Origin of the sequence: Micromonospora sp. NPDC048842, assembly GCF_040649935.1 — a bacterium.
Taxonomy (GTDB): Bacteria; Actinomycetota; Actinomycetes; order Mycobacteriales; family Micromonosporaceae; genus Micromonospora; species Micromonospora hortensis.
Genome location: NZ_JBEZGK010000009.1, coordinates 101,688 through 124,841 on the forward strand (window position 1 = coordinate 101,688; position 23,154 = coordinate 124,841).

Genomic DNA, 23,154 nt, shown 5'->3' on the forward strand with positions numbered 1-23,154 from the left:
GGTCGCGAACGGGGATGGCGCAGTGAGCGAGACTGAGCACGTCCCGGCAGCGGGCACCACGTCGGTGCGCCGCAGCCGGGACGTACCGCTGCTTGTCGAGCGGGCCCGCACCGGCGACCCCCGGGCGGTGGCTCGCCTGATCACGTTGGTGGAGAACGGTGACGCGCTGTTGCCGGAGATCGCCGCGGCGCTGGCGCCGTACGCCGGGCAGGCCCAGGTGGTCGGGCTGACCGGTTCACCCGGGGTGGGTAAGTCGACCACCACGAACGAGCTGGTCCGCGCGCTGCGGGCGCGCGGGCACCGGGTGGGTGTGCTGGCTGTCGACCCGTCCAGCCCGTTCACCGGCGGAGCGATCCTCGGTGACCGGGTGCGGATGCAGGACCACGCCACCGATCCGGGCGTCTACATCCGGTCGATGTCCAGCCGGGGCCACCTCGGCGGGCTGGCCGCGGCGACGCCGCAGGCGGTCCGGGTGCTGGAGGGCGCCGGCTGTGACGTGGTGCTGGTGGAGACGGTCGGCGTCGGGCAGGCCGAGGTGGAGGTCGCCTCGCTCGCCGACACGACGCTGGTGCTGCTCGCACCCGGGATGGGCGACGCGATCCAGGCGGTCAAGGCCGGCATCCTGGAGATCGCTGACGTGTTCGTGGTCAACAAGGCGGACCGGGACGGCGTCGACGCCACAGTCCGTGACATCCAGGGCATGATCGCGCTCGGTGAGCGCGGGCCGGGGCAGTGGCGGCCCCAGGTGGTCCGGTCGGTCGCCGCGCGGGGCGAGGGCATCGACGACATCGCCGCCGCCATCGACAAGCACCGGGGCTGGCTGGTCGAGCACGGCGAGCTGCGCCGCCGCCAGGAGGCGCGGGCCGCCGCCGAGATCGAGGCGATCGCGCTCGGTACCCTCCGCTCCCGGATCGGCTCACTGCGCGACGGTACGGAGTTGGCCACGCTCGCCACCAAGGTTGCCGAGGGCGCTACCGATCCATACACGGCGGCGGACGAGTTGCTCGCCCAGCTCGCGCGCTGACCCGGCGACCCGCCGGCCGGCGTGTCCACCTGGACGAACCCGATCGGCACTGTCCGGTGCGGACCGACGCCGTCGCTCGTGCGCGCCGCACGCCCACAAGCGAAGGTCGCTCTGGTTTTAGTAGGCTCGCCGCGCGTGGCCGCAAGCGGGGCTTCCGCGAAGCGGGCTGACGAGCGGGTCGGTCCACAGTGCACGGGACCAGGGGAGATGTGATCATGACGGACGCGGTGGAGAACGCCGGCGCAGTGCAGCCCGCCACGGGCGCGGCCCGGGGTGTCACGTCGGTTTCCGACGAGGTCGTGGAGAAGATCGCCGGTGCGGCCGCTCGTGCCGTGCCCGGTGTCGCCGACCTCGGCGGCGATATCTCCCGTTTCTTCAACAGCGTGCTGGACAAGATCGGCCTGGACGAGGTGGGCGACGCTCGGCGGGGCGTGTCGGCCGACGTGAAGGGCAGCTCGGCCGTCATCAACGTGGTCCTGGTGATCGACGCCGGGCACGTCGTGGCCGATGTGACCGAGGCGGTGCGGGCCGCGGTGATCGAAGCGGTGGAGAAGTACGGCCTGACTGTCACCCAGGTCAACGTCACTGTGGACGACATCGAGCTGAACCAGCCGGGCGCGGCAGCCGGAGCCTGAGACGTAGCTGCCCAACAGCCTGACGGTTGACTCGGTGGTGTGAGGAGCAGGAGCGACTGTGGACCTGGAAGCAACGCAGGAGCTGAGCAGGGCGTCGGTGCCGGCCGGCGGGACGACGCAGGTCGCCGACGAGGTGATCGAGAAGATCGCCGTCGCGGCGGCCCGCGCGGTGCCCGGTGTGGCCGACTTGGGTGGAGACGTCGCCCGGTTCTTCAACGCGGTTCTCGACCGGGTCGGGCTGGACCAGGTGGGTGACGCCCGTCGGGGTTGTTCGGCCCACGTGACCGGGGACGCGGCCGTGGTCAACCTGGTGTTGGTGATCGAGGCCGGTCGACAGGTGGCAGAGGTCAGCGGTCAGGTGCGCGCTCGAGTGACCGAGGCGGTCGAGGCGTTCGGAATGCGGGTCGATGAGGTCAACATCCGGGTCGACGACCTGGCGATCAGCGAAACCCCCACCGTGCCCCCCGCCTGACCGGTGCGTTGCGCGATCTGACCCAGTTCCCCCGTCGATCATGCAGTCGTGGTGGCCATTTTGGCCCCGGTTGCGGGATTTGTGCACCACCACAACTCCATGATCGATGCGGGCGCTCGCCGTTACTCGTCGGTACGGGCTGACTTAGCGATCGTTCAGGTAGGGGCCTTACACTCGACGTGCAGTCGAGGACCCGAGGAGGAGCCCTGCTCATGGACGCCGACGAGATCGACGCCGGACGGGCGCGCTGGCAGGCCCGGTACGACGCCGCGCGCAAGCGGGACGCGGACTTCACCACGCTCTCCGGGATGCCGGTGGAGCCGGTGTACGGGCCACCGGAGGGCGCCACCTATCCGGGCTTCGAAAGGATTGGTTGGCCGGGCGAGTACCCGTACACCCGGGGTTTGTATCCGACCGGCTACCGGGGTCGGACCTGGACGATCCGGCAGTTCGCCGGCTTCGGCAACGCCCAGCAGACCAACGAGCGCTACAAGATGATCCTCGGCGCCGGCGGCGGCGGGCTCTCGGTTGCGTTCGACATGCCGACGCTGATGGGTCGCGACTCGGACGACCCGCAGGCGCTCGGCGAGGTCGGCCACTGCGGCGTTGCCATCGACACCGCCACCGACATGCAGGCGCTCTTCGACGGCATCGACCTGGCCGGCGTGACCACCTCGATGACCATCTCCGGTCCGGCCGTGCCGGTGTTCTGCATGTACCTGGTCGCCGCCGAGCGGCAGGGCGCCGACCTGTCCAAGCTGGACGGCACCCTGCAGACCGACATCTTCAAGGAGTACATCGCGCAGAAGGAGTGGCTCTTCGACCCGGAGCCGCACCTGCGCCTGATCGGCGACCTGATGGAGTACTGCGCCCGGGAGATCCCGCGCTACAAGCCGCTGTCGGTCTCCGGCTACCACATTCGTGAGGCCGGCTCGACCGCTGCGCAGGAGCTGGCGTACACCCTGGCGGACGGCTTCGGCTACGTCGAGCTGGGTCTCTCGCGTGGGCTCGACGTGAACGTCTTCGCGCCGGGGCTGAGCTTCTTCTTCGACTCGCACCTCGACTTCTTCGAGGAGATCGCCAAGTTCCGTGCCGCCCGCCGGATCTGGGCCCGCTGGCTGCGTGACGTCTACGGCGCGACCAGCGAGAAGGCCCTGTGGCTGCGGTTCCACACGCAGACCGCCGGTGTGTCGCTGACAGCGCAGCAGCCGGTAAACAACGTCGTACGCACCGCCGTCGAGGCTCTCGCGGCGGTGCTCGGCGGCACGAACTCACTGCACACCAACGCACTGGACGAGACCCTGGCGCTGCCCACCGACGAGTCGGCCGAGATCGCCCTGCGTACCCAGCAGGTGTTGATGGAGGAGACCGGTGTGGTCAACGTGGCCGACCCGCTCGGCGGCTCCTGGTACGTGGAGGCGTTGACCGACAAGATCGAGGCCGAGGCGGAGGAGATCTTCGCCCGGATCCGGCAGCTCGGCGGGGACGGGCCACACCAGATCGGCCCGATGACCTCGGGCATCCTGCGCGGCATCGAGGACGGCTGGTTCACCGGGCACATCGCCGAGTCGGCCTTCGTCTACCAGCAGGCCCTCGAGAAGGGCGACAAGAAGATCGTCGGGGTCAACTGCCACACCGGCACTGTCGCCAAGGAGCTGGAGATCCTGCGCATCTCACACGAGGTGGAGCTGGAGCAGCGTCGGGTGCTCGCCGAGCGCAAGACCGCGCGGGACGAGTCGGCCGTCCGCGCGGCGGTGACCCGGATGATCGAGGCGAGCCGCACCGACGAGAACATGATCCCCGCCATGCTCGACGCGGTCCGCGCCGAGGCGACCCTGGGCGAGATCTGCGACGCCCTGCGGGCCGAGTGGGGCACCTACCGCGAACCAGCCCGCTTCTAACCCTGCCCCCAACCCCCCCACCCCGTCGATCTTGCAGTTTCGGTGCTGGCATAAGGCATAAATGTGGCGTACCGGCGACAGAATGTGCAAGATCGCGGGGGGTGGGGGCGGGGCGTGAGAGTTGCAACGTCGGGGTTGCGGGTGAGCTGAGATCGGGGGCTCACGTGCGAGACTAGGTAACCATGAGCGACCCACGGATCACCTCGTCGATCTTCACCCGCGGCGCGGTCGACCTCAGCACGCTGCGTGGCCCCGCACCAGCAAGTACCCGCCCCGGCACGCCCCCGCAGGGCGGCCCGTCCAACGGCGCCCCCGGCGCGCCCACCGCCGGCGGTGACACCGCCATCGTGGACGTCACCGAGGCGACAATTCAGTCCGACGTGCTCGAACGCTCGATGGCCACGCCCGTCGTCGTGTTCTTCGGTGCGGCCGGCTTCCCGGAGAGCGACGAGTTCGCCCCGGTCCTGGAGCGGCTGAACGCCGAGGGCGGCGGCACCTGGGTGCTGGCCCGGGTCGACGTGCAGGAAAATCCCCGAATCGCCCAGATGTTCCGCGTGCAGGGCATCCCCATGGTCTACGCGGTCGTCGGCGGCCAGCCGGTCGACGCCTTCTCCGGAGTGGTTCCCGAGGCTCAGCTGCGGCAGTGGATCCAGGCCGTGCTCAAGGCCGGTGGCGTGAGCGTCGCCGAGCCGGAGGACCCCCGGCTCGACGAGGCGGACGACGCGCTGATGAGCGGCGACCTGGACGCCGCCGAACAGGCGTACCGGAAGATCCTCGCCGACGCCCCGGCGGACGCCGCGGCCACGGCGGGGCTGGCCCAGGTCGGGGTGGCCCGCCGGGTGGCCGGCGCCGACCCGTCCACCGCGCTGGCCGCCGCCGAGAGCGCCCCCGACGACGTCGCCGCCCAGCTGTTGGCCGCCGACATCGAGGTGCTCAGCGGCCTGGCCGAGCAGGCGTACGCGCGGCTTGTCGGTCTGGTCCGGCGCACCGCCGGTGAGGACCGTGAGACGGTCCGCCAGCACCTCGTCTCGCTCTTCTCCATTGCCGGCCCGGACGATCCGGCGGTCGCCTCGGCGCGTCGGGCCCTGGCCAGCGCCCTGTTCTGAGTTCGTAGCACGCCAGCGCGGGCCGGCGTTCCGGCCGGCCCGCCCGACCACCGAGGACGGGAGCTCACGATGCGCCGGATCGCCGTCCTCGACGCGCCGACAAATCTCGGTCTACGGCCGCCGACGTCAACGTCGGTCCCGGGTTGCGCCAAGGCGCCCGGGGCGCTGCGCGACCACGACCTGCTGGCCCGGCTCCGCGCCCGCGACGCCGGCTGCGTCACCCCCGCCCGGTACGACCCGGGCGACTGGCGACCCGGCGACGGGGTGTGCCACGCCCGGGAGATCGCCGACTACTCGTTGGCCCTCGCCGAACGCATCGGCTCGATCATCGACCGGGGCGAGTTCCCGGTGGTGCTCGGCGGCGACTGCTCAGTGCTCCTCGGCTCGGCCCTGGCCATGCACCGCCTCGGCGAGGCCGTCGGAGGGCGGATCGGGCTGGTCTTCGTCGACGGGCACTCCGACTTCCGGCACCCCGGCAACGCCTCCTACGTCGGCGCTGCCGCCGGTGAGGACCTGGCCCTGGTCACCGGTCGAGGGCAGGCCGACCTGGCCGCGCTGGAGGGCCGCCGGCCCTACTTCCGCGACATCGACGTGGTGGTGCTCGGCATCCGTGCCCAGGACGAGTACCGGCTCGACCTTCAGGCCGCCGGGATCACCACCCGACCGGTGCCGGCCCTGCGCGCCGAGGGCGCCGCCCGGACGGCCCAGTGGGCGCACGAGCAACTCGCCGACTGCGCGGGCTACTGGGTGCACATCGACGTGGACGTGCTCGACCCGGCGGTGATGCCCGCCGTGGACGCCCCCGACCCGGGTGGAATCGCCTTCGCCGAGCTGGAGATCCTGCTCGCCGGCCTGGTCGACACCCCGCACTGCCTCGGCGTGGAGCTGACCGTCTTCGACCCCGACTACGACCCGGACGGCTCGTACGCGGCCGAGATCGTCAACACAGTGGTCGCCGGTCTGGCACCGGTGACCGCCCCGGAAGCGGTGCCGCCCCGACTGCTGTCGGCCCGGCCCACGCCCTCCCCGCGACGCGGCAACGGCCGGGCCGCGACCGCCACCGAGCGTCCCGACCGTGCCGAGCGTCCCGACCGTGCCGAGCGGCTCGACCGTGCCGAGCGGCTCGACCGTGCCGAGCGGCTCGACGGGCTTGCCGGGCTTGACGGGCTCGACCGCGCTGAGCGGGTTGCGCGGCTTGAATTCCCGGCTGGCATCGAACCCGCTGACAATGACCCCGCCGACGTCGGGCCTGCCGGGCTCGGGTCTGCCGATGTCGGGTCTGCCGGCGTCGGTGTCCCCGGCGTGGGTTCGTCAGTGAGCGCGGGGCCGTACGACGTCCCGGCCGAGGGGGAGTCACCCGGCATGGGCGGACGGGTCCACTCCGAGCCGTCGGGCATCGCGGCCAGTGTCGCGCCCCTTGTCGAGCGCGAACCGGTCGGCCCGCCGGCGTCGGCCGGCCCAGGTCTCCTCCGACGCACCGCCCCGTCGACGCAGAACCCGCCCGAAAGGCGCGAAGCCGACAGCGCCTGACCAGGCCCTCGGCCCCGGCGTCGGGCGTTGGCCCCGGGGGAGTGGCCGGACACCGGGGCCCCGGATGGGGTCAGGGGGTTGGGAGGGCGCGGAGGAAGCGCTCGGCCATCGGGACTGCCGAGGCGGTGCTGGCCCCGCCCTTCTCCACGAACACGGCGAACGCCACGTCGCCCCGCCAGCCGACGAACCAGGCGTGGGTGTGCGCCGGGTTGTCGTCGTACTCGGCGGTGCCGGTCTTGCCGTACACCTCACCCGGCACATCCTTGAGCGCGCTGCCGGTGCCGGCGGTGACCACCTCGCGCATCATCGTGCGCAGCGCCGCGACGGACTCCGGCTTGAGCTGCTCGCCTGCCTGTGCCGGCTTGGCCGGCGCCGGGTCGAGCAGCAGCTTCGGCTGCTCGAAGCGGCCGCGGGCGACGGCGGCGGTGGCGCCGGCCATGGCGAGCGGGCTGACCAGCGTGGTGCCCTGCCCGAACGACGCGGCGGCCTGCTCGGCCAGGCTGCCGCCCGTCGAGACCTTGCCGGTGAAGGCGTCCATGCCGAGGTCCCACTGACCCTCCAGGCCCAGCGAGCGACCGGCGGCGGCCAGCCCGTCGCCGCCGAGCTTCGGGGCCAGCGCGGCGAACGCCGTGTTGCAGGACTTGGCGAAGTCGGTGCGGAACGGCACCGAGCCGAGCTCGAAGTTGTCCGAGTTCTTGAAGGACCGGCCGTCCACGGTGAAGGTCTTCTTGCAGTCCACCGGCCCGTCCAGCGTGACCGCGCCCCGGTCCAGCAGGCCCAGCGTGCTGACCATCTTGAAGGTGGAGCCCGGAGGCACCTGGGCGTCGAAGGCCAGATTCTGCCCGGCCGGACCGGGGCCGTTCGCGGCGGCGAGCACGGCGCCGTCGCTGATCCGGACCGCCACCAGGGCGGACCGGCGCGACTCGGCGCGCAGTGCCCCGTCGGCCGCGTTCTGCACGGCGACGTCCAGCGTGGTCTTCAGCGCCTGCCCGGGCTGCGGCTCCCGGCGGAACAGTTCGGCGCCGGTGGGTTCGAGTTTGCCGCCCTCGGCCGGACGCTCGACCACCACTGTCAGCCCGGGGCCGCCGCGCAGTCGTTCGTCGTAGCGGCCCTGTAGCCCGCCGTGCCCGACCAGATCACCGACGACGTACCGGTCGGGGTGTGCGGCGAGGTCGTCGGCCTGCGCCGGGTCGACAGAGCCGAGCAGGGCACGGGCGAACTCGCGGGTGGGCGCCAGGTCGATCTTGTCGGAGACGAACTTGGTGCCGGGCAGGTCGTAGATCCGGGGCTTGATCTGCCGGTACGCCTCCTCGCGGAGCGACACCACCTCGACGAATGCGCCCGGCTCGGCCTTTGCCACCCGGTCGGGCAGGTCGGCCAGGTCGACGCCGGGGACCAGCGCCGGGCGAATGGCCTTGAACGCCGCGTCGAGGTCCTTGACGAGCTTCTTGAGGTCGGTGACCCCGTTGGGCTGCACACCCACCCGGACCACCGGGCGCGGGGTCACCAGCGGCTTTCCGGCGTTGTCCAACACCGCGGCGCGGGCACCGGGGTCGCGCCGCAGCGCCAACCGGTCGCCCTTGGTGAGCTGCTCGTGCACCACAGTCGGCTCCCAGATCACCTGCCACTGGTCGTCGTCGCCGTGGGCGAGCCGCACCTCCCGGTCGTACGCCCAGCGGGCCTGACCGGGCAGGGCCCACTCCACCTGGACTGTCGTGGTGGCGATGTCCTTCGTGATCTTCGGCTCGCCGCGACGCGTCAACTTGGGTGGGGTGGCCGCGAGCTCACCGGAGAGGTCCTTGATCTCGCGCGCCACGTCGGCCGACGGCAGTTTCGAGCCGAGCGGGTCGATCAGACCGACCGCCTGGAGGTCACCGCTACGCCAGCCCGCCAGGAAGGCGTCGACGGTGCGCTGCGGCCCGTCGTCACCGGAACAACCGACCAGGACACCCGCCGCGAGCAGCGCCGTGGTGACGGCGGCGGCGAGCCGGCGGGCGGGGTTCGGCCGGTGGGGCCGAGGGTACGACAAGGGCATGAAGCTGGTCCTTCCGATCTCGGACTGCCCTCGCACGGTAGTACGGGAACGCCGTCCCCAACGTCCCCCCGGCGCTCGGCCGCGCCCAAAGACGGGCCGCGCCCGTGTGATGAACATCGCGTGGCGGGGTATCCCGCAGCCGGCCAACCTCGGACCCGCAACGGGTGAAAGGACAAAGTCCCGATCCGGACGTCTGGCCAGTGGTCCGCCGACGAAGGCGCACAACGGCAGGGCCTAGGCTGGGCGGCAGAGTGACCCACAACGCGGTGGGTCGAGGGGAGTGGCACCGATGGACCGGCGTCCGGCGATCAAACCGGAACCCGACCTCCGGCAGGATGACTCCGGCCGGGACGATGACAGCTTCGATTCGGCGACCGACGGGGACGGCTACGGCCGACTCGACACGGGAGTCACCGGGCTGACCGGGTCGAGCATCGACACCATCTACGATCTGGGTCTGCCAGCCGAGGCGCTGGCCGACGACGTGGAGGACGCCGAGCTCGACGAACCAGTCCCCAACGCGGAGCGCCTGGTGGCCCAGGCCGTCGCGCTCGCCGGGGACGACCACGACGCGGCGACACTTGTCGGCCGTTTCTGGCGGTTCGCCCCGGACGAGGAGCTGGTCGGCTTCACGGCGGAAGAGATGCTCGACGCGGCCCGGGCGCACCGGGATCTCGCCCAACAGCGGGTGCCGGGCGAGTTGAAGCTGCGGATCCACGAACCGCACGCCGACCAGCACCACACGGTCGTCGAGATCGTCACCGACGACATGCCGTTCCTGGTCGACTCGGTGACGGCGCTGCTCAACTCGTACCACCTCGACGTGCATCTGCTGGTGCACCCGCTGGTGGTGGTGCGGCGGGAGCCGCTGGGCCGGCTCACCGAGGTCTCCGCGGATGTGGAACCGGATGACGCGATCGCCGGCGACATCATCGAGAGCTGGATGCGGATCGAGATCGACCCGGTCCGGGACGCTGCCGAACGGGACCGGTTGCGCCGCGAGTTGCAGCGGGTGCTCACCGACGTGCGGGAGGCGGTGGAGGACTGGCCGAAGATGCGTCAGCGTGCCCTCGCGCTCGCCGACGAGCTGGCGTCCGCCCGTACCTCCGACAACCGCCCACCGGTGCCGGAAAAGGACATCACCGACTCGGTGGAGCTGCTGCGGTGGCTCGCCCAGGACCACTTCACCTTCCTCGGTTACCGCGAGTACCGGTTGGTGGACGCGGACGGCGGCGACGCCGCCGACCCGGTCGACGGCAAGGCGTTGGAGGCGGTGCTCGGCACCGGCCTGGGCATCCTGCGCTCCGATTCGCCGGATGCGCGGTCGCTGTCCTCGATGACGCCCGAGGCGCACGAGAAGGTGCTGGAGAAGCGCCTTTTGATCATCACCAAGGCCAACTCCCGGGCGACGGTGCACCGCTCGGCGTACCTGGACTACATCGGCTTCAAGATCTTCAACTCCGCCGGTGACGTGATCGGTGAGCGGCGCTTCCTGGGCCTGTTCTCGACGGCCGCCTACCGGACCAGCGTTCGCGAGCTGCCGGTGGTACGCCGCAAGGTGGCCGAGGTGCTGGACCGCTCCGGCCTGAGCCAGCGCAGCCACTCGGGCAAGGATCTGATCCAGATCCTGGAGACCTACCCGCGCGACGAGCTGTTCCAGATCAAGACCGACGACCTGTACCACGCGGTGGTCGGCGTGCTGCGGATGGCCGGCCGGCGGCAGCTCCGGGTGTTCCTGCGCCGGGACGCGTACGGGCGGTTCATCTCCTGCCTGATCTACCTGCCCCGGGACCGGTTCACCACTCAGAACCGGCTGCGCATGCAGGACATCCTGCTGCGTGAGCTGAACGGTGTCGGGGTGGACTACACCACCCGGGTCACCGAGTCGATGCTGGCTCGGGTGCACTTCATCGTTCGTACCGACCCGACGCGGCCACCCGGCGACATCGATGCCGACCTGCTCGCCGAGGAGTTGGCCGACGCGACCCGGCTCTGGGACGACGACTACCGGTTGGTGCTGGAGCGCAAGCTCGGCGACGAGCAGGCCAAGCACCTGTTCACCCGGTACGCCGACGCGTTCCCGGAGGGCTACAAGGACGGGCACACGCCGTACGAGGCGATGAAGGACCTGGCGAAGCTGGAGCTGCTCGAGGAGCCCGGCCAGCTGGAGATGCACCTGTTCCGCAAGCAGCTCGCGCCCCGACCGGGCACCCGGGTGCCAGGCGCGGACCTCGCCGAGGCCATGGACGTCCGGTTCAAGGTCTACCGGTACGGCGAGCCGATGATGCTCTCCGCAGTGCTGCCGGTGCTGCACTCGCTCGGCGTACGGGTGGTCGACGAGCACCCGTACGAGGTGGACCGCATCGACGGTCGGGTCTACCTGTACGACTTCGGCCTCATGCTGCCCGAGGGGCATCACGAGCTGGCCGAGGTGCGTCCGCACGTGGAGAACGCCTTCGCGGCCGCCTGGCGCGGCGAGGCCGAGGTGGACCGGTTCAACGAGCTGGTACTGCGCGGCGGGCTGACCTGGCGGCAGGTGGTGGTGCTTCGGGCGTACGCGAAGTACCTGCGGCAGGCCGGCACTGTCTTCTCGCAGGACTACATGGAGCAGACCTTCATCGCGTACCCGAAGCTCGCCGCGTTGCTGGTGGAGCTCTTCGAGACCCGGTTCGCGCCGGGCGAGTCGAGCACCGAGCAGCGGCAGCAGCGCAGCGGTGAGCTGGTGGAGACGATCCGGGGCGCGCTGGACGACGTGGCGAGCCTCGACCAGGACCGGATCCTGCGCTCGTACCTGACGCTGATCGAGGCGACCCTGCGGACCAGCTTCTACCAGAAGCGCGCCGACGGGCGGCCGAAGGCGTACGTGGCGTTCAAGCTCGACCCGCAGGCCATTCCGGACCTGCCCGCGCCGCGACCGAAGTTCGAGATCTTCGTCTACTCGCCGCGCTTCGAGGGTGTGCACCTGCGGTTCGGGCCGGTGGCCCGGGGCGGGTTGCGCTGGTCCGACCGTCGGGAGGACTTCCGTACCGAGGTGCTGGGCCTGGTCAAGGCGCAGATGGTGAAGAACACGGTGATCGTGCCGGTCGGCGCCAAGGGCGGCTTCGTGTTGAAGCAGAAGCCTGGCGACCGGGACGAGGCGGTCGCCTGCTACCAGGAGTTCGTCGGCGCGATGCTGGACGTCACCGACAACATCGTCAGCGGGCAGATCGTGCCGCCCGAGGACGTTGTCCGGCACGACGGCGACGATCCGTACCTGGTGGTGGCGGCCGACAAGGGCACCGCGACGTTCTCCGACGTCGCCAACGAGATCTCGAAGGCCCACAACTTCTGGATGGGCGACGCGTTCGCGTCCGGCGGATCCGCCGGTTACGACCACAAGAAGATGGGCATCACCGCCCGGGGCGCCTGGGAGTCGGTCAAGCGGCACTTCCGTGAGCTGGGACTGGACACCCAGACCCAGGACTTCACAGTGGTCGGCGTCGGCGACATGTCCGGCGACGTGTTCGGCAACGGAATGCTGCTCTCCGAGCACATCCGGCTGGTGGCCGCCTTCGACCACCGGCACATCTTCCTCGACCCGGAGCCGGACGCCGCCACCTCGTACACGGAGCGTCGACGGCTGTTCGACCTGCCCCGTTCCTCCTGGGAGGACTACAACCCGGAGCTGATCTCGGCAGGTGGCGGCATCTTCCCGCGTACCGCGAAGTCCATCCCGATCACGCCGCAGGTCCGGGCGGCGATCGGCCTGGACGACGACGTCACGCAGTTGTCGCCACAGGATCTGATGAAGGCGATCGTCACCGCCCCGGTGGACCTTTTCTGGAACGGCGGCATCGGCACCTACGTCAAGGCCTCCACCCAGACCAACGCCGAGGTGGGTGACAAGTCCAACGACGCGATCCGGGTGGACGGGCGGAACCTGCGCTGCCGGGTGGCGGGCGAGGGCGGCAACCTGGGCTGGACCCAGCTCGGCCGGATCGAGTACGCGCTGACCGGTGGCCGGATCTACACGGACTTCATCGACAACGCGGCAGGGGTGGACACCTCCGACCACGAGGTGAACATCAAGATCCTGCTCAACACGGCGGTGGCCGACGGTGAGCTGACAATGGCCGACCGGGACGAGCTGCTGGCCGGGATGACCAACGAGGTCGCGGAGCTGGTGCTGCGGGACAACTACGACCAGGCTCGGGCGATCAACAACGCCCAGGCCCAGGCCGCCTCGCTGCTCCCGGTGCACCGTCGGATGATCAACGAGCTGGAGCGTTCGGGCGGGTTGGACCGCGCGTTGGAGGCGCTGCCGCCGGACGAGGAGTTGGCGGTCCGCAGCGAGTCCGGGCTGACCGCGCCGGAGTTCGCCGTGCTGCTCGCGTACGTGAAGATCGTCCTGGAGCGGGAGATCCTCACCGAGGGGTTGGCCGACGAGGAGTGGACCACCGACGTCCTGGTGAACTACTTCCCGACGCCGATGCGCGAGCGGTTCGCCGACCGGATGGGCCGGCACCGGCTGCGCCGGGACATCGTCACCACAGTGCTGGTCAACGAGGCGATCAACCGGGGTGGCATCTCGTTCATCTTCCGGGTGGTCGAGGAGACGGCGGCCAGCGCGGCCGACGTGATCCGGGCGTACGTGGTGGTCAGCGAGGTGTTCGGCCTGCGCGACCTGTGGGACGCGGTCGAGGCGCTGGACAACAAGGTGGCGCCCGAGCTGCAGACCAGCGTCTACCTGGACACTCGTCGGCTGCTCGACCGGGCCGTGCGGTGGCTGGTCTCCAACCGGCGTTCGCCGATCGACGTGCCGGCCGAGATCGCCCGGCTGCGCGACGGGGTCACCCGGTTGCTGCCGGGGCTGGAGGAGCTGTTCTACGGCAACGAGCGTCAGGGCATCGCCGCGCACATGGATTCGATGACCGAGCGTGGGCTGCCCCGCGAGCTGGCGGAGCGGGCAACCCGGCTGATGTACAGCTTCGGTCTGATGGACGTGGTGGAGACCGCGAACGCCAGTGGGCGGGACGTCAGCGAGGTGGCCTCGGTCTACTTCGTGCTGTCGGACCTGTTCCGGGTGGACTCGCTGCTGTCGAAGATCTCCCTGCTGCCGCGGGAGGACCGCTGGCAGACGTTGGCCCGGATGGCGCTGCGGTACGACCTGTACGCAGCGCTGGCCGCGCTCACCGCGGAGGTACTCGACTCCACCCCGGGCGACCTGCCACCGCACGAGCGGGTGCAGCAGTGGGAGCAGTCGAACGCCACATCCATCCACCGGGCCCGACGGGCGATGGGTGAGTTCGACGAGTCGCGGGCGGATCTCGCCGCCCTGTCGGTGCTGCTGCGTCAGATCCGCACCCTGGTGCGGACCTCCGCGGCCGCCTGAGTCAGGTACGCCGGACGCGGTCCGGCCGGTCGGGGTGACCCGACCGGCCGGACCGCGTTTCGTTTCGCCGCCGGTCAGGCCGCCAAAGTGGCGAAGACGACGATGTTGTCCGGGTAGCTCTTCGCGGCCTGGTCGAACTGACCGCCGCAGGTGACCACCCGCAGGCTGGGCCGGTCACTCGGTCCGTAGACCAACTCGGTGGGGAAGGCCGTCTTCGGGTACGACTTCACCGAGTCGACAGTGAAGGTGGCCGGCACTCCGTCGGAGCGGCGCACGGTGACGGTGTCGCCGGGGGTGAGAGCGCCGAGGTCGAAGAAGACGGCCGGGCCGAGCACCGCCGAGTCCACGTGCCCGACGATGACCGCGTTACCCGTCTCGCCCGGGCTCGCACCGGGTTCGTACCACCCGGCCTGGTCGGCCTTGTCCAGCGGTGGGACCTGAACGGTGCCGTCCGGGTTGGTGCCCAACGACATGATCGTCGCGTCGACACCGATCCGGGGGATCTCGATGCTGGTCGGTGCCGATCGGGCCAACCCGGCCGCGGCCTGACCGACTGGCTGCCCGTCGACCGGCGCGGCATCGTCGGCGGTGTTCGTCGGCGCGGTGGCCTCGGGGCCGGCCTGGGCCAGCGGCTGCGGCGGTCGGGGAGTGGGCGTTGTCTTCAGTGAGGCGCCGATCATTCCGGCGCCGATCATGGCCAGGGTGACGACGACGGCCGTGCCGGCGGCACGCCACGGTCTCCCGTGGCGGCCGCCGGCCGGTGTCGCCGTCACGTCAGACGAGCGAACCATCGGTCCGCCGACGACGCATCAGCACGATCCCGCCCAGCGCGGCAGCGCCGAGCAGGCCCGCCCCGCCGGTGGCCAGGCCCCGGTCGGTACCGGTGCTGACGCCACCGTCACCACCGTCGACACCGCCGTGCGGCAGCACGACGAGCTCGCCCTCGCCGCAGGAGCCCTTGAGCTCGTAGCGACCCGGCTTGGCGTCCTTGTCGACCTTGGCTTCGCCGTAGTAGACGAACTCGCGCTCCTTGTCCCAGTCACGCTCGTCCGAGCCGCGCTCGTCCTCGCCGTAACCGCCGCGCTCGTCCGAGCCGTACTCGGAGCCGTGCTCGTCCTTGTTCTCCCAGCCCTTGTCGGAGCCGTTGTCCGAGCCGTAGTCCGAGCCGTGCTCGTCCTTGTTCTCCCAGCCCTTGTCCGAGCCGTACTCGGAGCCGTGCTCGTCCTTGTTCTCCCAGCCCTTGTCGGAGCCGTTGTCCGAGCCGTAGTCCGAGCCGTGCTCGTCCTTGGACTCCCAGCCCTTGTCCGAGCCGTACTCGGAGCCGTGCTCGTCCTTGTTCTCCCAGCCCTTGTCCGAGCCGTACTCGGAGCCGTGCTCGTCCTTGGACTCCCAGTCCTTCTTGTCTTCGTCCTTGGAGTCCCAGTCCTTCTTGTCACGGCCCTCTTCGGCGTCCTGGCCGTGCTCCTCGCCCTTCCAGTCCTTGCTGCCCTCGTCGCCGTAGGCGTCGGCGGCAGCGCCGCCACCCTGGCCACCCTTGCCGTTCTCGTCCTTGTGCTCGTCCTTGCCCTTGTCGTCCTTGCCGTGTTCGTCCTTGCCGTTCTCGTCCTTGCCTTCGTGGTCCTTGCCCTTGTCGTCCTTGCCGTGCTCGTCCTTGCCGTGCTCGTCCTTGCCTTCGTGGTCCTTGCCCTTGTCGCCCTTGCCGTGCTCGTCCTTGCCCTTGTCGTGGTCGGAGGAGTTCTCCTCCTCGCGCCACTCGCGGTCCTCGCCCCGGTCTTCATGCGCCGGCTTGAGCTTGACCTTGCCGGTGACCTTGGACCACACGTACGCGTGCTCCTGCCGATCCGGGCAGATCTCGAGGAGCTTGACCTCGTCGCCAGCCTTGACGACGTGCGGCTTGGCGTAGACCTTGCCGTCGTCGTGGCCGTCGGCGAACGCGATCCCCGGTGCGAACACCAGGAGCGACGCGCCGCCGAGCGCGGCGCCCGCAACGACCTTCCCGAGCATCTTCTTAGCCATGACCTGCGTCACTCCATCCCTGTTGTCCTGAGCTCGGCGACAACCGAGCTAAGACCGACGTTAGACCGTTTCATGACTTATGAAGTGAAAGATTCGCGTTTTACCTTTGCTCCAAGTAAGAGGCGAAGGGGTGGTACGCGGCTTTCGCTGCGCTGAGCGCCGTGTCAGGCGTCCCGGGGCCCTGTGGATGTGCCACGGCGTTCCGCACTCCCCGTGCAGGGCCTGCCCCGGTCATCCGGTAGCGGCGGGTCCGGGCGGCGCGTGCCGGTGGGGCGCGCTCGGAGGTATCGTCCGAATCGGCTCCGGCAACACATCGAGCCATTGCCATGGAAGCGCTCCCATGCAAGAATCGGCGAACGCGGTTCAGAGAGCCACACCGTGCAGGCAGGGGGAGTCGAGGGCACCCGGTTTCACCGGGCGACGCACCCGCCGCCGATCGACCGGCCGACGCATCGGCCGGGCAAACACCACCACCATCGCCCGTCCGGGTCGGGCGCCCCCCAAAGAATCCCGTGGTGCCGACGGCCGTCCGTGCAGGACGCCCATCGGGCCGTCCCGCCGGGCCGTACGTGGGCCCGGTCTCGCCCAAGGAGATCAGTGGCATGAATGTGTGGAGAAGGCTAACCGGCCCACGCCGGGCCCTCGCGCTCGCCGGCGCGGGTGCCCTGGTCGCCGGTGGGCTCGTAACGATTCCGGTTACCGCGGCGCAGGCCGCGACGCAGTGCGACATCGCGTACACGAGCAACGACTGGCCCGGCGGTTTCACAGCGAGCGTCACCATCAAGAACGTCGGCGACCCGCTGAACGGCTGGACGCTGGGCTGGACCTTCGCCAACTCCAGCCAGCGGGTGCAGCAGGGCTGGTCGGCCACGTTCACCCAGTCCGGCAGCCAGGTCACCGCCCGGAGCCTGTCCTACAACGGCACCCTGGCCACCGGCGCCTCGACGAGCATCGGCTTCAACGGCGCGTGGAGCGGCAGCAACCCGAAGCCGACCTCGTTCACCCTGAACGGCGTGGTCTGCAACGGTGGCACGACGCCGCCGACCGACCCGCCCACTGACCCGCCGACCGACCCGCCGACCGACCCGCCGACGGATCCGCCGACCGATCCGCCCACCAACCCGCCGGGCACCAAGGTCGACAACCCGTACGTCGGGGTGCGCGGCTACGTGAACCCGGAGTGGAAGGCCAAGGCGGACGCCGAGACCGGCGGAAGCCGCGTCTCCAACAACCCCACCGCCGTCTGGCTGGACCGGATCGCCGCGATCAACGGCACGCCGGACAGCAGCTCCAACGGCGCCTTCGGCGTGAAGGAGCACCTGGACGAGGCGCTGCGCCAAGGTGCCGGCTACATCCAGTTCGTGATCTACAACCTGCCCGGCCGGGACTGCTCGGCGCTCGCCTCCAACGGTGAGCTGGGCCCGGACGAGCTGCCGAAGTACAAGGCCCAGTACATCGACCCGATCGCCGCCATCCAGGGTCAGTCGAAGTACAGCAGCCTGCGGATCATCAACATCATCGAGATCGACTCGCTGCCGAACCTGGTCACCAACACGTCCGATCAGGCCGGCGGCACTGTCATGTGCGACACGGTCAAGGCCAACGGCGCCTACGTCAACGGTGTCGGCTACGCCCTCGCCAAGCTGGGCGCGATCGGCAACGTCTACAACTACATCGACGCCGGCCACCACGGCTGGCTCGGCTGGGACTCCAACTTCGTCCCGACCTCCAACATCCTGAAGACCGCAGCGGTGGCCTCCGGCAGCACTGTCAACAACGTGCACGGGTTCATCACCAACACCGCGAACTACTCGGCGCTGCAGGAGCCGTACTTCAAGGTCACCGACAACGTGAACGGCCAGACGGTGCGGCAGTCCAAGTGGGTCGACTGGAACTTCTACGTCGACGAGCTGTCGTTCGCCCAGGCGTTCCGCAACCAGCTGGTCTCGGTCGGCTTCAACTCCAACATCGGCATGCTTATCGACACCTCCCGTAACGGCTGGGGCGGCTCCGCCCGGCCCACCGGTCCGGGCGCGACGACGAGCGTCGACACGTACGTGAACGGCGGCCGCATCGACCGTCGGGCCCACCTCGGCAACTGGTGCAACCAGGCTGGTGCCGGTCTCGGTGAGCGGCCCCGGGCCACGCCGGCGACGGGCATCGACGCCTACGTCTGGGTGAAGCCGCCGGGTGAGTCGGACGGCTCCAGCAAGGAGATCCCGAACAACGAGGGCAAGGGCTTCGACCGGATGTGCGACCCGACGTACGGCGGTAACGCCCGCAACGGCAACAACCCGTCCGGGGCACTCGGCGACGCGCCGATCTCCGGTGCGTGGTTCTCCGCCCAGTTCCAGGAGCTCATGCGCAACGCCTACCCGGCGCTCTGATCGGGTAGCTCACGCACCAACCCGCTGCCAGTGGTTGGTGAGGCACTGTTGGCAGCAGGTTCCCCCCGGGTCCCCGGCTCGACCGTCACAGGTCGGGCCGGGGACCCCCCCTTACGGCACTGTGCGTTCGATCGCCGCCCGCCCCTGCTCGGCCAGGTCACGGCGGGCCTTCTCCAGGTTCTCCGGTGTCAGGTCCTGCCCGCGGGCCATCACCAGGTCCTCCGGCTCCCAGGGCTGCTCGCCCCCGGTACGGATGTTGTCCCCGCCAGCGCCGGTGCCCGTCCCGGTCGCCCCGGTGCCGGCGGCGTACGGGTCGCCGATCAGCTCGTCGGTGTCCGGCGCGAGGTCGTCCGGTCGGCTGCGGGGTTCGGCGAAGCCCGGCGTGTCCCGGTCCGGGCCACCCCCGGTCCGCAACTGCGGCACGGTGGCGTCATCGTCCACCGCCGAGGCCACCTCGGGGCTGTCCTCCAGCGGCGGTTGGCGATCGCGATCGGTCATGGTGCTGCCTCCTGTGTCCGACACGGTGCCTGATTTCCCCCACGTACCCCTTCGTGCCGCGCTCATGCCGCACGGCCCGGCGGTCGGGCCGGGCCGTGCTCGATCCGTGCGTTCAGGCGCTCAGGCGTCCGGCTGCTGCTCGTTCGGGGCCGGCGCTTCGGCTGGGCGCCACCACTGCCAGAGCAGCATGAGCAGACCGAACGCGAGCATCGCCAGCCCGGCCCACAGGTTGATCCGTACGCCCTCGGCCTTGTCGATCTCGGCCCGGCTGTCGAAGATGCCGATCAGCGTCACGATGACCCCGTACGCGACGAAGAGGCCACCGATCACCCGGCGGATGTCGAACAGCCGGGCCGCGGCGGAACGCCGCTGCTCCGCCTGCGCCTCGTCGATCAGCGGGTCCTGTGCCGGCTGGCCATCGTTGCTCATCTGCCGACCCCTTTCCTTAGAAGACCGGGATGTAGAAGAGGGCGGCCAGCGCGACCGCGATCAGACCCAGCAGCACCGGGGAGCGGTACCAGGCGGCGTCCCCGGCGAGCACGTCGCCCTTCAGGTCGACGCCGCCCATGCCGTACACCAACCCGCGCAGCTCCTCGTCCCGCTTGGGTGCGGTGAGCGGAGTGACGATCGCGGCGACCACCACCGCCGTGACGAACGCCAGACCGGCACCCCAGAAGCTCTCCTCCAGGTCGGAGTTGAAATCGATCACACCGCCCTTGTAGAGCAGGTAGAGGCTCAGCGACACCAGGGTGCCCAGCAGCAGCGACCAGAAGCCGGCCAGCGCGCTCATCCGCTTCCAGAACATGCCGATGATGAACGTGGCGAACAGTGGCGCGTTGAAGACGGAGAAGAGCGCCTGGATGTAGTTCATGATGTTGCTGAACCCGGCCGCGATGAACGCGGTGCCGATCCCGATCACCACGGCGGCGACAGTCGCCCACCGTCCGACCCGCAGGTAGTACTCGTCCGACCGGTCGCGGCGGATGTACGCCTGCCAGATGTCGTAGGTGAAGACGGTGTTGAAGCCGCTCACGTTGGCCGCCATACCGGCCATGAACGAGGCGAGCAGGCCGGTGACCGCCACCCCGAGCACGCCGTTGGGGAGCAGGTCGCGCATCAGCAGCGGGATGGCGTTGTTGTACTGGAGGTCGCCGCTCTCCGCGCCGAGGCCCTTCACGGTGACCAGCGCCACCAGGCCGGGGATGACAGTGACCAGGGGGATGAACAGCTTCGGGTACGCGGCGATGATCGGCGTACGCCGTGCGGCGCTCATGTTCTTCGCCGAGAGGGCCCGCTGCACCTCGGCGAAGTTCGTCGTCCAGTAGCCGAACGACAGCACGAAGCCGAGGCCGAAGACGATGCCGATCCAGTGCGCGCCCAGCGGGTTGGCGGTGCTGCCGGTGTCCTGCCACGCGTGCAGGCCGGCCTCGCCGAGTTTGGTGTCGCCGACCGCGTCCATCAGGCCGTTCCACCCGCCGACCTTCACCAGGCCGATCACGGTGACCGGGATGAGGCCGGCCAGGATGACGAAGAACTGGAGCACCTCGTTGTAGATCGCCCCGGACAGGCCGCCGATGGTGATGTACGCCAGCACGATCGCCGCGCCGACCACGATCGCCGTCCAGAGCGGCCAGCCGAGCAGCGCCTGCATGACGAGGGCCAGCGCGTACAGGTTCACGCCGGCGATCAGCACCTGGGCGACGGCGAAGCTGATCGCGTTGAGCAGGTGGGTGGGGCGGTTGAACCGCAGCCGCAGGTACTCCGGCACGCTGCGGACCTTGGAGCCGTAGTAGAAGGGCATCATCACGATGCCCAGGAAGACCATCGCCGGGACCGCGCCGATCCAGTAGTAGTGGACCGTCATGACGCCGTACTGGGCCCCGTTGGCGGCCATTCCGATGATCTCCAACGCCCCCAGGTTCGCTGAGACGAAGGCGAGACCGGTCACCCAGGCCGGCAGGGAGCGGCCGGAGAGGAAGAAGTCGACGCTGGTCCGGATGGCCCGGCGCGCGGCGAAGCCGACCCCGAGGACGGTGACGAAGTACAGCGCCAGGATCAGGTAATCCAGGCCGTTCATGTTGAGCCGAAGACCGTCGCCGTCCATCCCGTCACCCCTCGTCCCGACGTCCGCGCTGGTTGGTCCGCGCGCGCCGTATTACCCCGTCCGCGCGGTTTCACTCCCAGAGGTGGAGACCGGCGTGTTCGGGCCCTGTCGGGCGGTCTGGCGGGCTCGGCGACGGTCGGCACGCAAGAGGGCGCCCCGGCCGTTGCGGCCGGGGCGCCAATGTTGGGGGGTGGACTCAGCGACCGAGTACGCGGTCCAGGAAGTCCCGGTAGTTGCGGACCGCCATCCGCAGTTGCTCGGTGTCGGCCGAGCCGGCGTCCTGCCACCCGCCCAGCGTGCTCTTCTGAGCGGCCAGCGCCGAGGAGAGGGCCTGGATGGCCTCCTCCACCAGTGACTGCGCCTCACCGGCAGCCCCCTGCGGGTCGTCGACGAAACGCAGCTGCACGTCCCGCCAGCGGTCCCGGAAGCCCTGCGCGGTGTCCGTGTCGAGGAGCGTGGCTGGTTCGGCCGCGACTGTCGACCCGGCGGATCGGGAGGTTCCGGCGGACTCCAGCGTGGGGCTGGTGTCGTCGCCGGGGACCGGTTCGCCGTCCGCGTCGGGGTCGACCATCTCCGGTGTCGCGCTGCCGTAGCCGGCCGCACCCGCCGCGGCGGCATCCCGGTCTCCGGTCAGATCGCCGCGCCGCTCGGGGTCGCCCTCAGTGCTCCCCGGCGGGACGACGGTCCGCGCGGACGTGTCCGCGTCGGCGCGGTCGTCCAGGTCGGTGCGGTCGACGTCCGCGCTGTCGTCGACGTCCGCGTCGCGGCGGTGCAGCTCGGCGGTCGGGTCGGCGCGCAGACCCTCCCGCTCACCATCCTCGGCGCCGTCGCCCGGCTGGGCGGTCCGCTCGGCCCTCGGGTCCGGCTGATCCTGCGGGTGCGGGCTGGCCAGCGCGGAGGCGGCCACCGCGTCGGCCACAGTGGTGGCGCCGAACGTCGTCGGCAGCGGCCCCGGCTCGTGGAAACCACCCTCGTCGGTGGTCCGGTCGTCGCGCCGGTGACGCGGGTCGGAGTCGTCGGTCAGCTCGTCGTCGGCCCTGTCGTACGCGGCGTTCCGGTCGGTGTCGTCGGCCCGCTCGTGGGCGGCGGTCTGGTCGTCGAAGGTGCCCCGGTCGTCGAGGGCGTCCTCCGGGACGTCGGAGCGGTCGGCCCGGTCGCCGGCCGGGGGTACCGGCACGGGCGCGGACCGGACGGCCTCCGGGTGGTCGTTGCTCACCTGCTGCTCTTCCTGGCGCATGGGTGGCCTCCTCAGCGGCTCGTGGCGTCGTGGTCCGGGTGGTGGCGCTGTTCGGGCGTGTGGTGGCCGACCGGCTCCTCGCCCAGCAGGTCGGCGAAGAGTGCGCGGTAGTGCACGACCGCCTGCCGCAGCTCCTCGGTGTTGGCCTCGCCTCGGGAATTGCGCAGGTGGATCTCGTGCGCGTCCCGGTAGTTGGTCAGGGTGCGGGCGTGCTCGACGGAGAGGTGGGCGATCTGGTCGGAGAAGTCACCGGTCGGGTAGCCCTGCTCCTCGATGAGCCGGGTGACCAGTTCGTCTGCGTCACCCACGGTCTCGCCGGGGGAGTCGATGAAGCGGACCTGGAGTTCCTCCCAGGCGGCGGCGTACCGGGCCCGGGACTCCGGGGTGAGTGGGGTGAGCGTGAGCTCGGCATGCCGGCGTTCCCGGTCGCGCAGTTCGCGCTCCGCGGCGGACCGGCTGTCCTGTTCCGCCACCACCCGGTCGTACTCCGATCCGAACCGGTTGCGCAGGGCCCGGCGGTTGTTGAGCGAGCGGGCGGCCACGGCCAGCACCGCGACGATCACCAGCACGACGAGCACGATGACGACTATCTGCGTGGGCGACATGGGCTCCTCCTTCGTCATCTGCTATTCCCTCCGCGCAGTGATCGCCAATCCCGATCCGAGGCACTTTCCTGACGAGGGGCGCAACTACTCACCGGCCGAAACCTGATTCGTCCCAGAAGAGGCGCTTGGGCGGTAGCGACACGGGCGGTAGTGAAACAGCCTCCGATTACGTATCCTGCCCAAGGCGCCCGCGCCGGTGCCCGGCGACGCGGCCGGGCGCGCAGCCGGCAGGC

General features: G+C 70.4%; 14 protein-coding genes and 2 pseudogenes. 8 read left to right on the top strand and 8 right to left on the bottom strand.

Features of this window, described 5'->3' with window-relative positions; all coding sequences use genetic code 11:
* The first annotated feature begins 22 nt into the window (after window positions 1-22).
* From meaB to AB0C19_RS15345, 6 genes and pseudogenes are all read left to right on the top strand, one after another.
* Window positions 23-1,024 (top strand): methylmalonyl Co-A mutase-associated GTPase MeaB, encoded by a 1,002-nt coding sequence (gene meaB, locus AB0C19_RS15320; protein WP_357184921.1) that lies wholly within the window; start codon window positions 23-25, stop codon window positions 1,022-1,024.
* Window positions 1,025-1,239: 215 nt separating this feature from the next.
* A complete protein-coding gene (locus AB0C19_RS15325; RefSeq protein ID WP_357184924.1) occupies window positions 1,240-1,659 on the top strand; it encodes an Asp23/Gls24 family envelope stress response protein in 420 nt (139 codons plus the stop codon).
* A 58-nt stretch (window positions 1,660-1,717) separates the two neighbouring features.
* Window positions 1,718-2,131, top strand: coding sequence for an Asp23/Gls24 family envelope stress response protein (locus AB0C19_RS15330; RefSeq protein WP_357184926.1), 414 nt, complete (start codon window positions 1,718-1,720; stop codon window positions 2,129-2,131).
* A 212-nt stretch (window positions 2,132-2,343) separates the two neighbouring features.
* Window positions 2,344-4,032, top strand: a complete 1,689-nt coding sequence (locus tag AB0C19_RS15335; protein WP_357184929.1) for a methylmalonyl-CoA mutase family protein — start codon at window positions 2,344-2,346, stop codon at window positions 4,030-4,032.
* A gap of 182 nt (window positions 4,033-4,214) precedes the next feature.
* Window positions 4,215-5,138, top strand: coding sequence for a tetratricopeptide repeat protein (locus AB0C19_RS15340; RefSeq protein WP_357184932.1), 924 nt, complete (start codon window positions 4,215-4,217; stop codon window positions 5,136-5,138).
* Between the two features lie 69 nt (window positions 5,139-5,207).
* Window positions 5,208-6,173 (top strand): annotated as a pseudogene (locus AB0C19_RS15345) (arginase family protein); the annotation flags it as partial.
* Between the two features lie 565 nt (window positions 6,174-6,738).
* Here the strand turns inward: AB0C19_RS15345 and AB0C19_RS15350 are convergent.
* Window positions 6,739-8,703 (bottom strand): penicillin-binding transpeptidase domain-containing protein, encoded by a 1,965-nt coding sequence (locus AB0C19_RS15350; protein WP_357184935.1) that lies wholly within the window; start codon window positions 8,701-8,703, stop codon window positions 6,739-6,741.
* A 289-nt stretch (window positions 8,704-8,992) separates the two neighbouring features.
* Between AB0C19_RS15350 and AB0C19_RS15355 the strand changes: the two genes are divergently transcribed.
* Entirely contained in the window at window positions 8,993-14,074 is a 5,082-nt protein-coding gene (locus AB0C19_RS15355; RefSeq protein WP_357184938.1) for an NAD-glutamate dehydrogenase, read from the top strand.
* A gap of 74 nt (window positions 14,075-14,148) precedes the next feature.
* Here AB0C19_RS15355 and AB0C19_RS15360 read toward each other — a convergent pair whose 3' ends face one another.
* Together AB0C19_RS15360 and AB0C19_RS15365 are read right to left on the bottom strand one after the other, a co-directional pair.
* Entirely contained in the window at window positions 14,149-14,847 is a 699-nt protein-coding gene (locus AB0C19_RS15360; RefSeq protein WP_357184941.1) for a class F sortase, read from the bottom strand.
* Window position 14,848: 1 nt separating this feature from the next.
* Window positions 14,849-16,090 (bottom strand): hypothetical protein, encoded by a 1,242-nt coding sequence (locus AB0C19_RS15365; RefSeq protein WP_357184944.1) that lies wholly within the window; start codon window positions 16,088-16,090, stop codon window positions 14,849-14,851.
* 602 nt (window positions 16,091-16,692) lie between these two features.
* On the opposite strand from AB0C19_RS15365, the gene AB0C19_RS15370 reads away from it, so the two are divergent.
* Window positions 16,693-18,477, top strand: a complete 1,785-nt coding sequence (locus AB0C19_RS15370) for a glycoside hydrolase family 6 protein (RefSeq protein WP_357184947.1) — start codon at window positions 16,693-16,695, stop codon at window positions 18,475-18,477.
* A gap of 111 nt (window positions 18,478-18,588) precedes the next feature.
* On the opposite strand, the gene AB0C19_RS15375 is transcribed toward AB0C19_RS15370, so the two are convergent.
* The 5 genes and pseudogenes from AB0C19_RS15375 to AB0C19_RS15395 all read right to left on the bottom strand — a co-directional run bounded on the left by AB0C19_RS15375 (window position 18,589) and on the right by AB0C19_RS15395 (window position 22,921).
* A complete protein-coding gene (locus tag AB0C19_RS15375) occupies window positions 18,589-18,975 on the bottom strand; it encodes a hypothetical protein (protein WP_091405768.1) in 387 nt (128 codons plus the stop codon).
* 120 nt (window positions 18,976-19,095) lie between these two features.
* Window positions 19,096-19,404: a hypothetical protein gene (locus AB0C19_RS15380; RefSeq protein ID WP_357184951.1), complete on the bottom strand. Its 309-nt coding sequence runs from the start codon at window positions 19,402-19,404 to the stop codon at window positions 19,096-19,098.
* A gap of 16 nt (window positions 19,405-19,420) precedes the next feature.
* Window positions 19,421-21,079, bottom strand: a complete 1,659-nt coding sequence (locus AB0C19_RS15385) for a sodium:solute symporter family protein (protein WP_357184954.1) — start codon at window positions 21,077-21,079, stop codon at window positions 19,421-19,423.
* Between the two features lie 775 nt (window positions 21,080-21,854).
* Window positions 21,855-22,043 (bottom strand): annotated as a pseudogene (locus AB0C19_RS15390) (hypothetical protein); the annotation flags it as partial.
* 284 nt (window positions 22,044-22,327) lie between these two features.
* Window positions 22,328-22,921: a hypothetical protein gene (locus tag AB0C19_RS15395; protein WP_357184957.1), complete on the bottom strand. Its 594-nt coding sequence runs from the start codon at window positions 22,919-22,921 to the stop codon at window positions 22,328-22,330.
* Window positions 22,922-23,154: the final 233 nt, after the last annotated feature.

Bases quoted from the DNA above. Each gene is read 5' to 3' on its own strand.
- AB0C19_RS15375 (WP_091405768.1), bottom strand. From the start codon at position 18,975: ATGACCGATCGCGATCGCCAACCGCCGCTGGAGGACAGCCCCGAGGTG.
- AB0C19_RS15385 (WP_357184954.1), bottom strand. From the start codon at position 21,079: ATGGACGGCGACGGTCTTCGGCTCAACATGAACGGCCTGGATTACCTG.
- AB0C19_RS15370 (WP_357184947.1), top strand. From the start codon at position 16,693: ATGAATGTGTGGAGAAGGCTAACCGGCCCACGCCGGGCCCTCGCGCTC.
- AB0C19_RS15325 (WP_357184924.1), top strand. From the start codon at position 1,240: ATGACGGACGCGGTGGAGAACGCCGGCGCAGTGCAGCCCGCCACGGGC.
- AB0C19_RS15350 (WP_357184935.1), bottom strand. From the start codon at position 8,703: ATGCCCTTGTCGTACCCTCGGCCCCACCGGCCGAACCCCGCCCGCCGG.
- AB0C19_RS15380 (WP_357184951.1), bottom strand. From the start codon at position 19,404: ATGAGCAACGATGGCCAGCCGGCACAGGACCCGCTGATCGACGAGGCG.
- AB0C19_RS15395 (WP_357184957.1), bottom strand. From the start codon at position 22,921: ATGTCGCCCACGCAGATAGTCGTCATCGTGCTCGTCGTGCTGGTGATC.
- AB0C19_RS15355 (WP_357184938.1), top strand. From the start codon at position 8,993: ATGGACCGGCGTCCGGCGATCAAACCGGAACCCGACCTCCGGCAGGAT.
- AB0C19_RS15335 (WP_357184929.1), top strand. From the start codon at position 2,344: ATGGACGCCGACGAGATCGACGCCGGACGGGCGCGCTGGCAGGCCCGG.
- AB0C19_RS15340 (WP_357184932.1), top strand. From the start codon at position 4,215: ATGAGCGACCCACGGATCACCTCGTCGATCTTCACCCGCGGCGCGGTC.
- AB0C19_RS15365 (WP_357184944.1), bottom strand. From the start codon at position 16,090: ATGGCTAAGAAGATGCTCGGGAAGGTCGTTGCGGGCGCCGCGCTCGGC.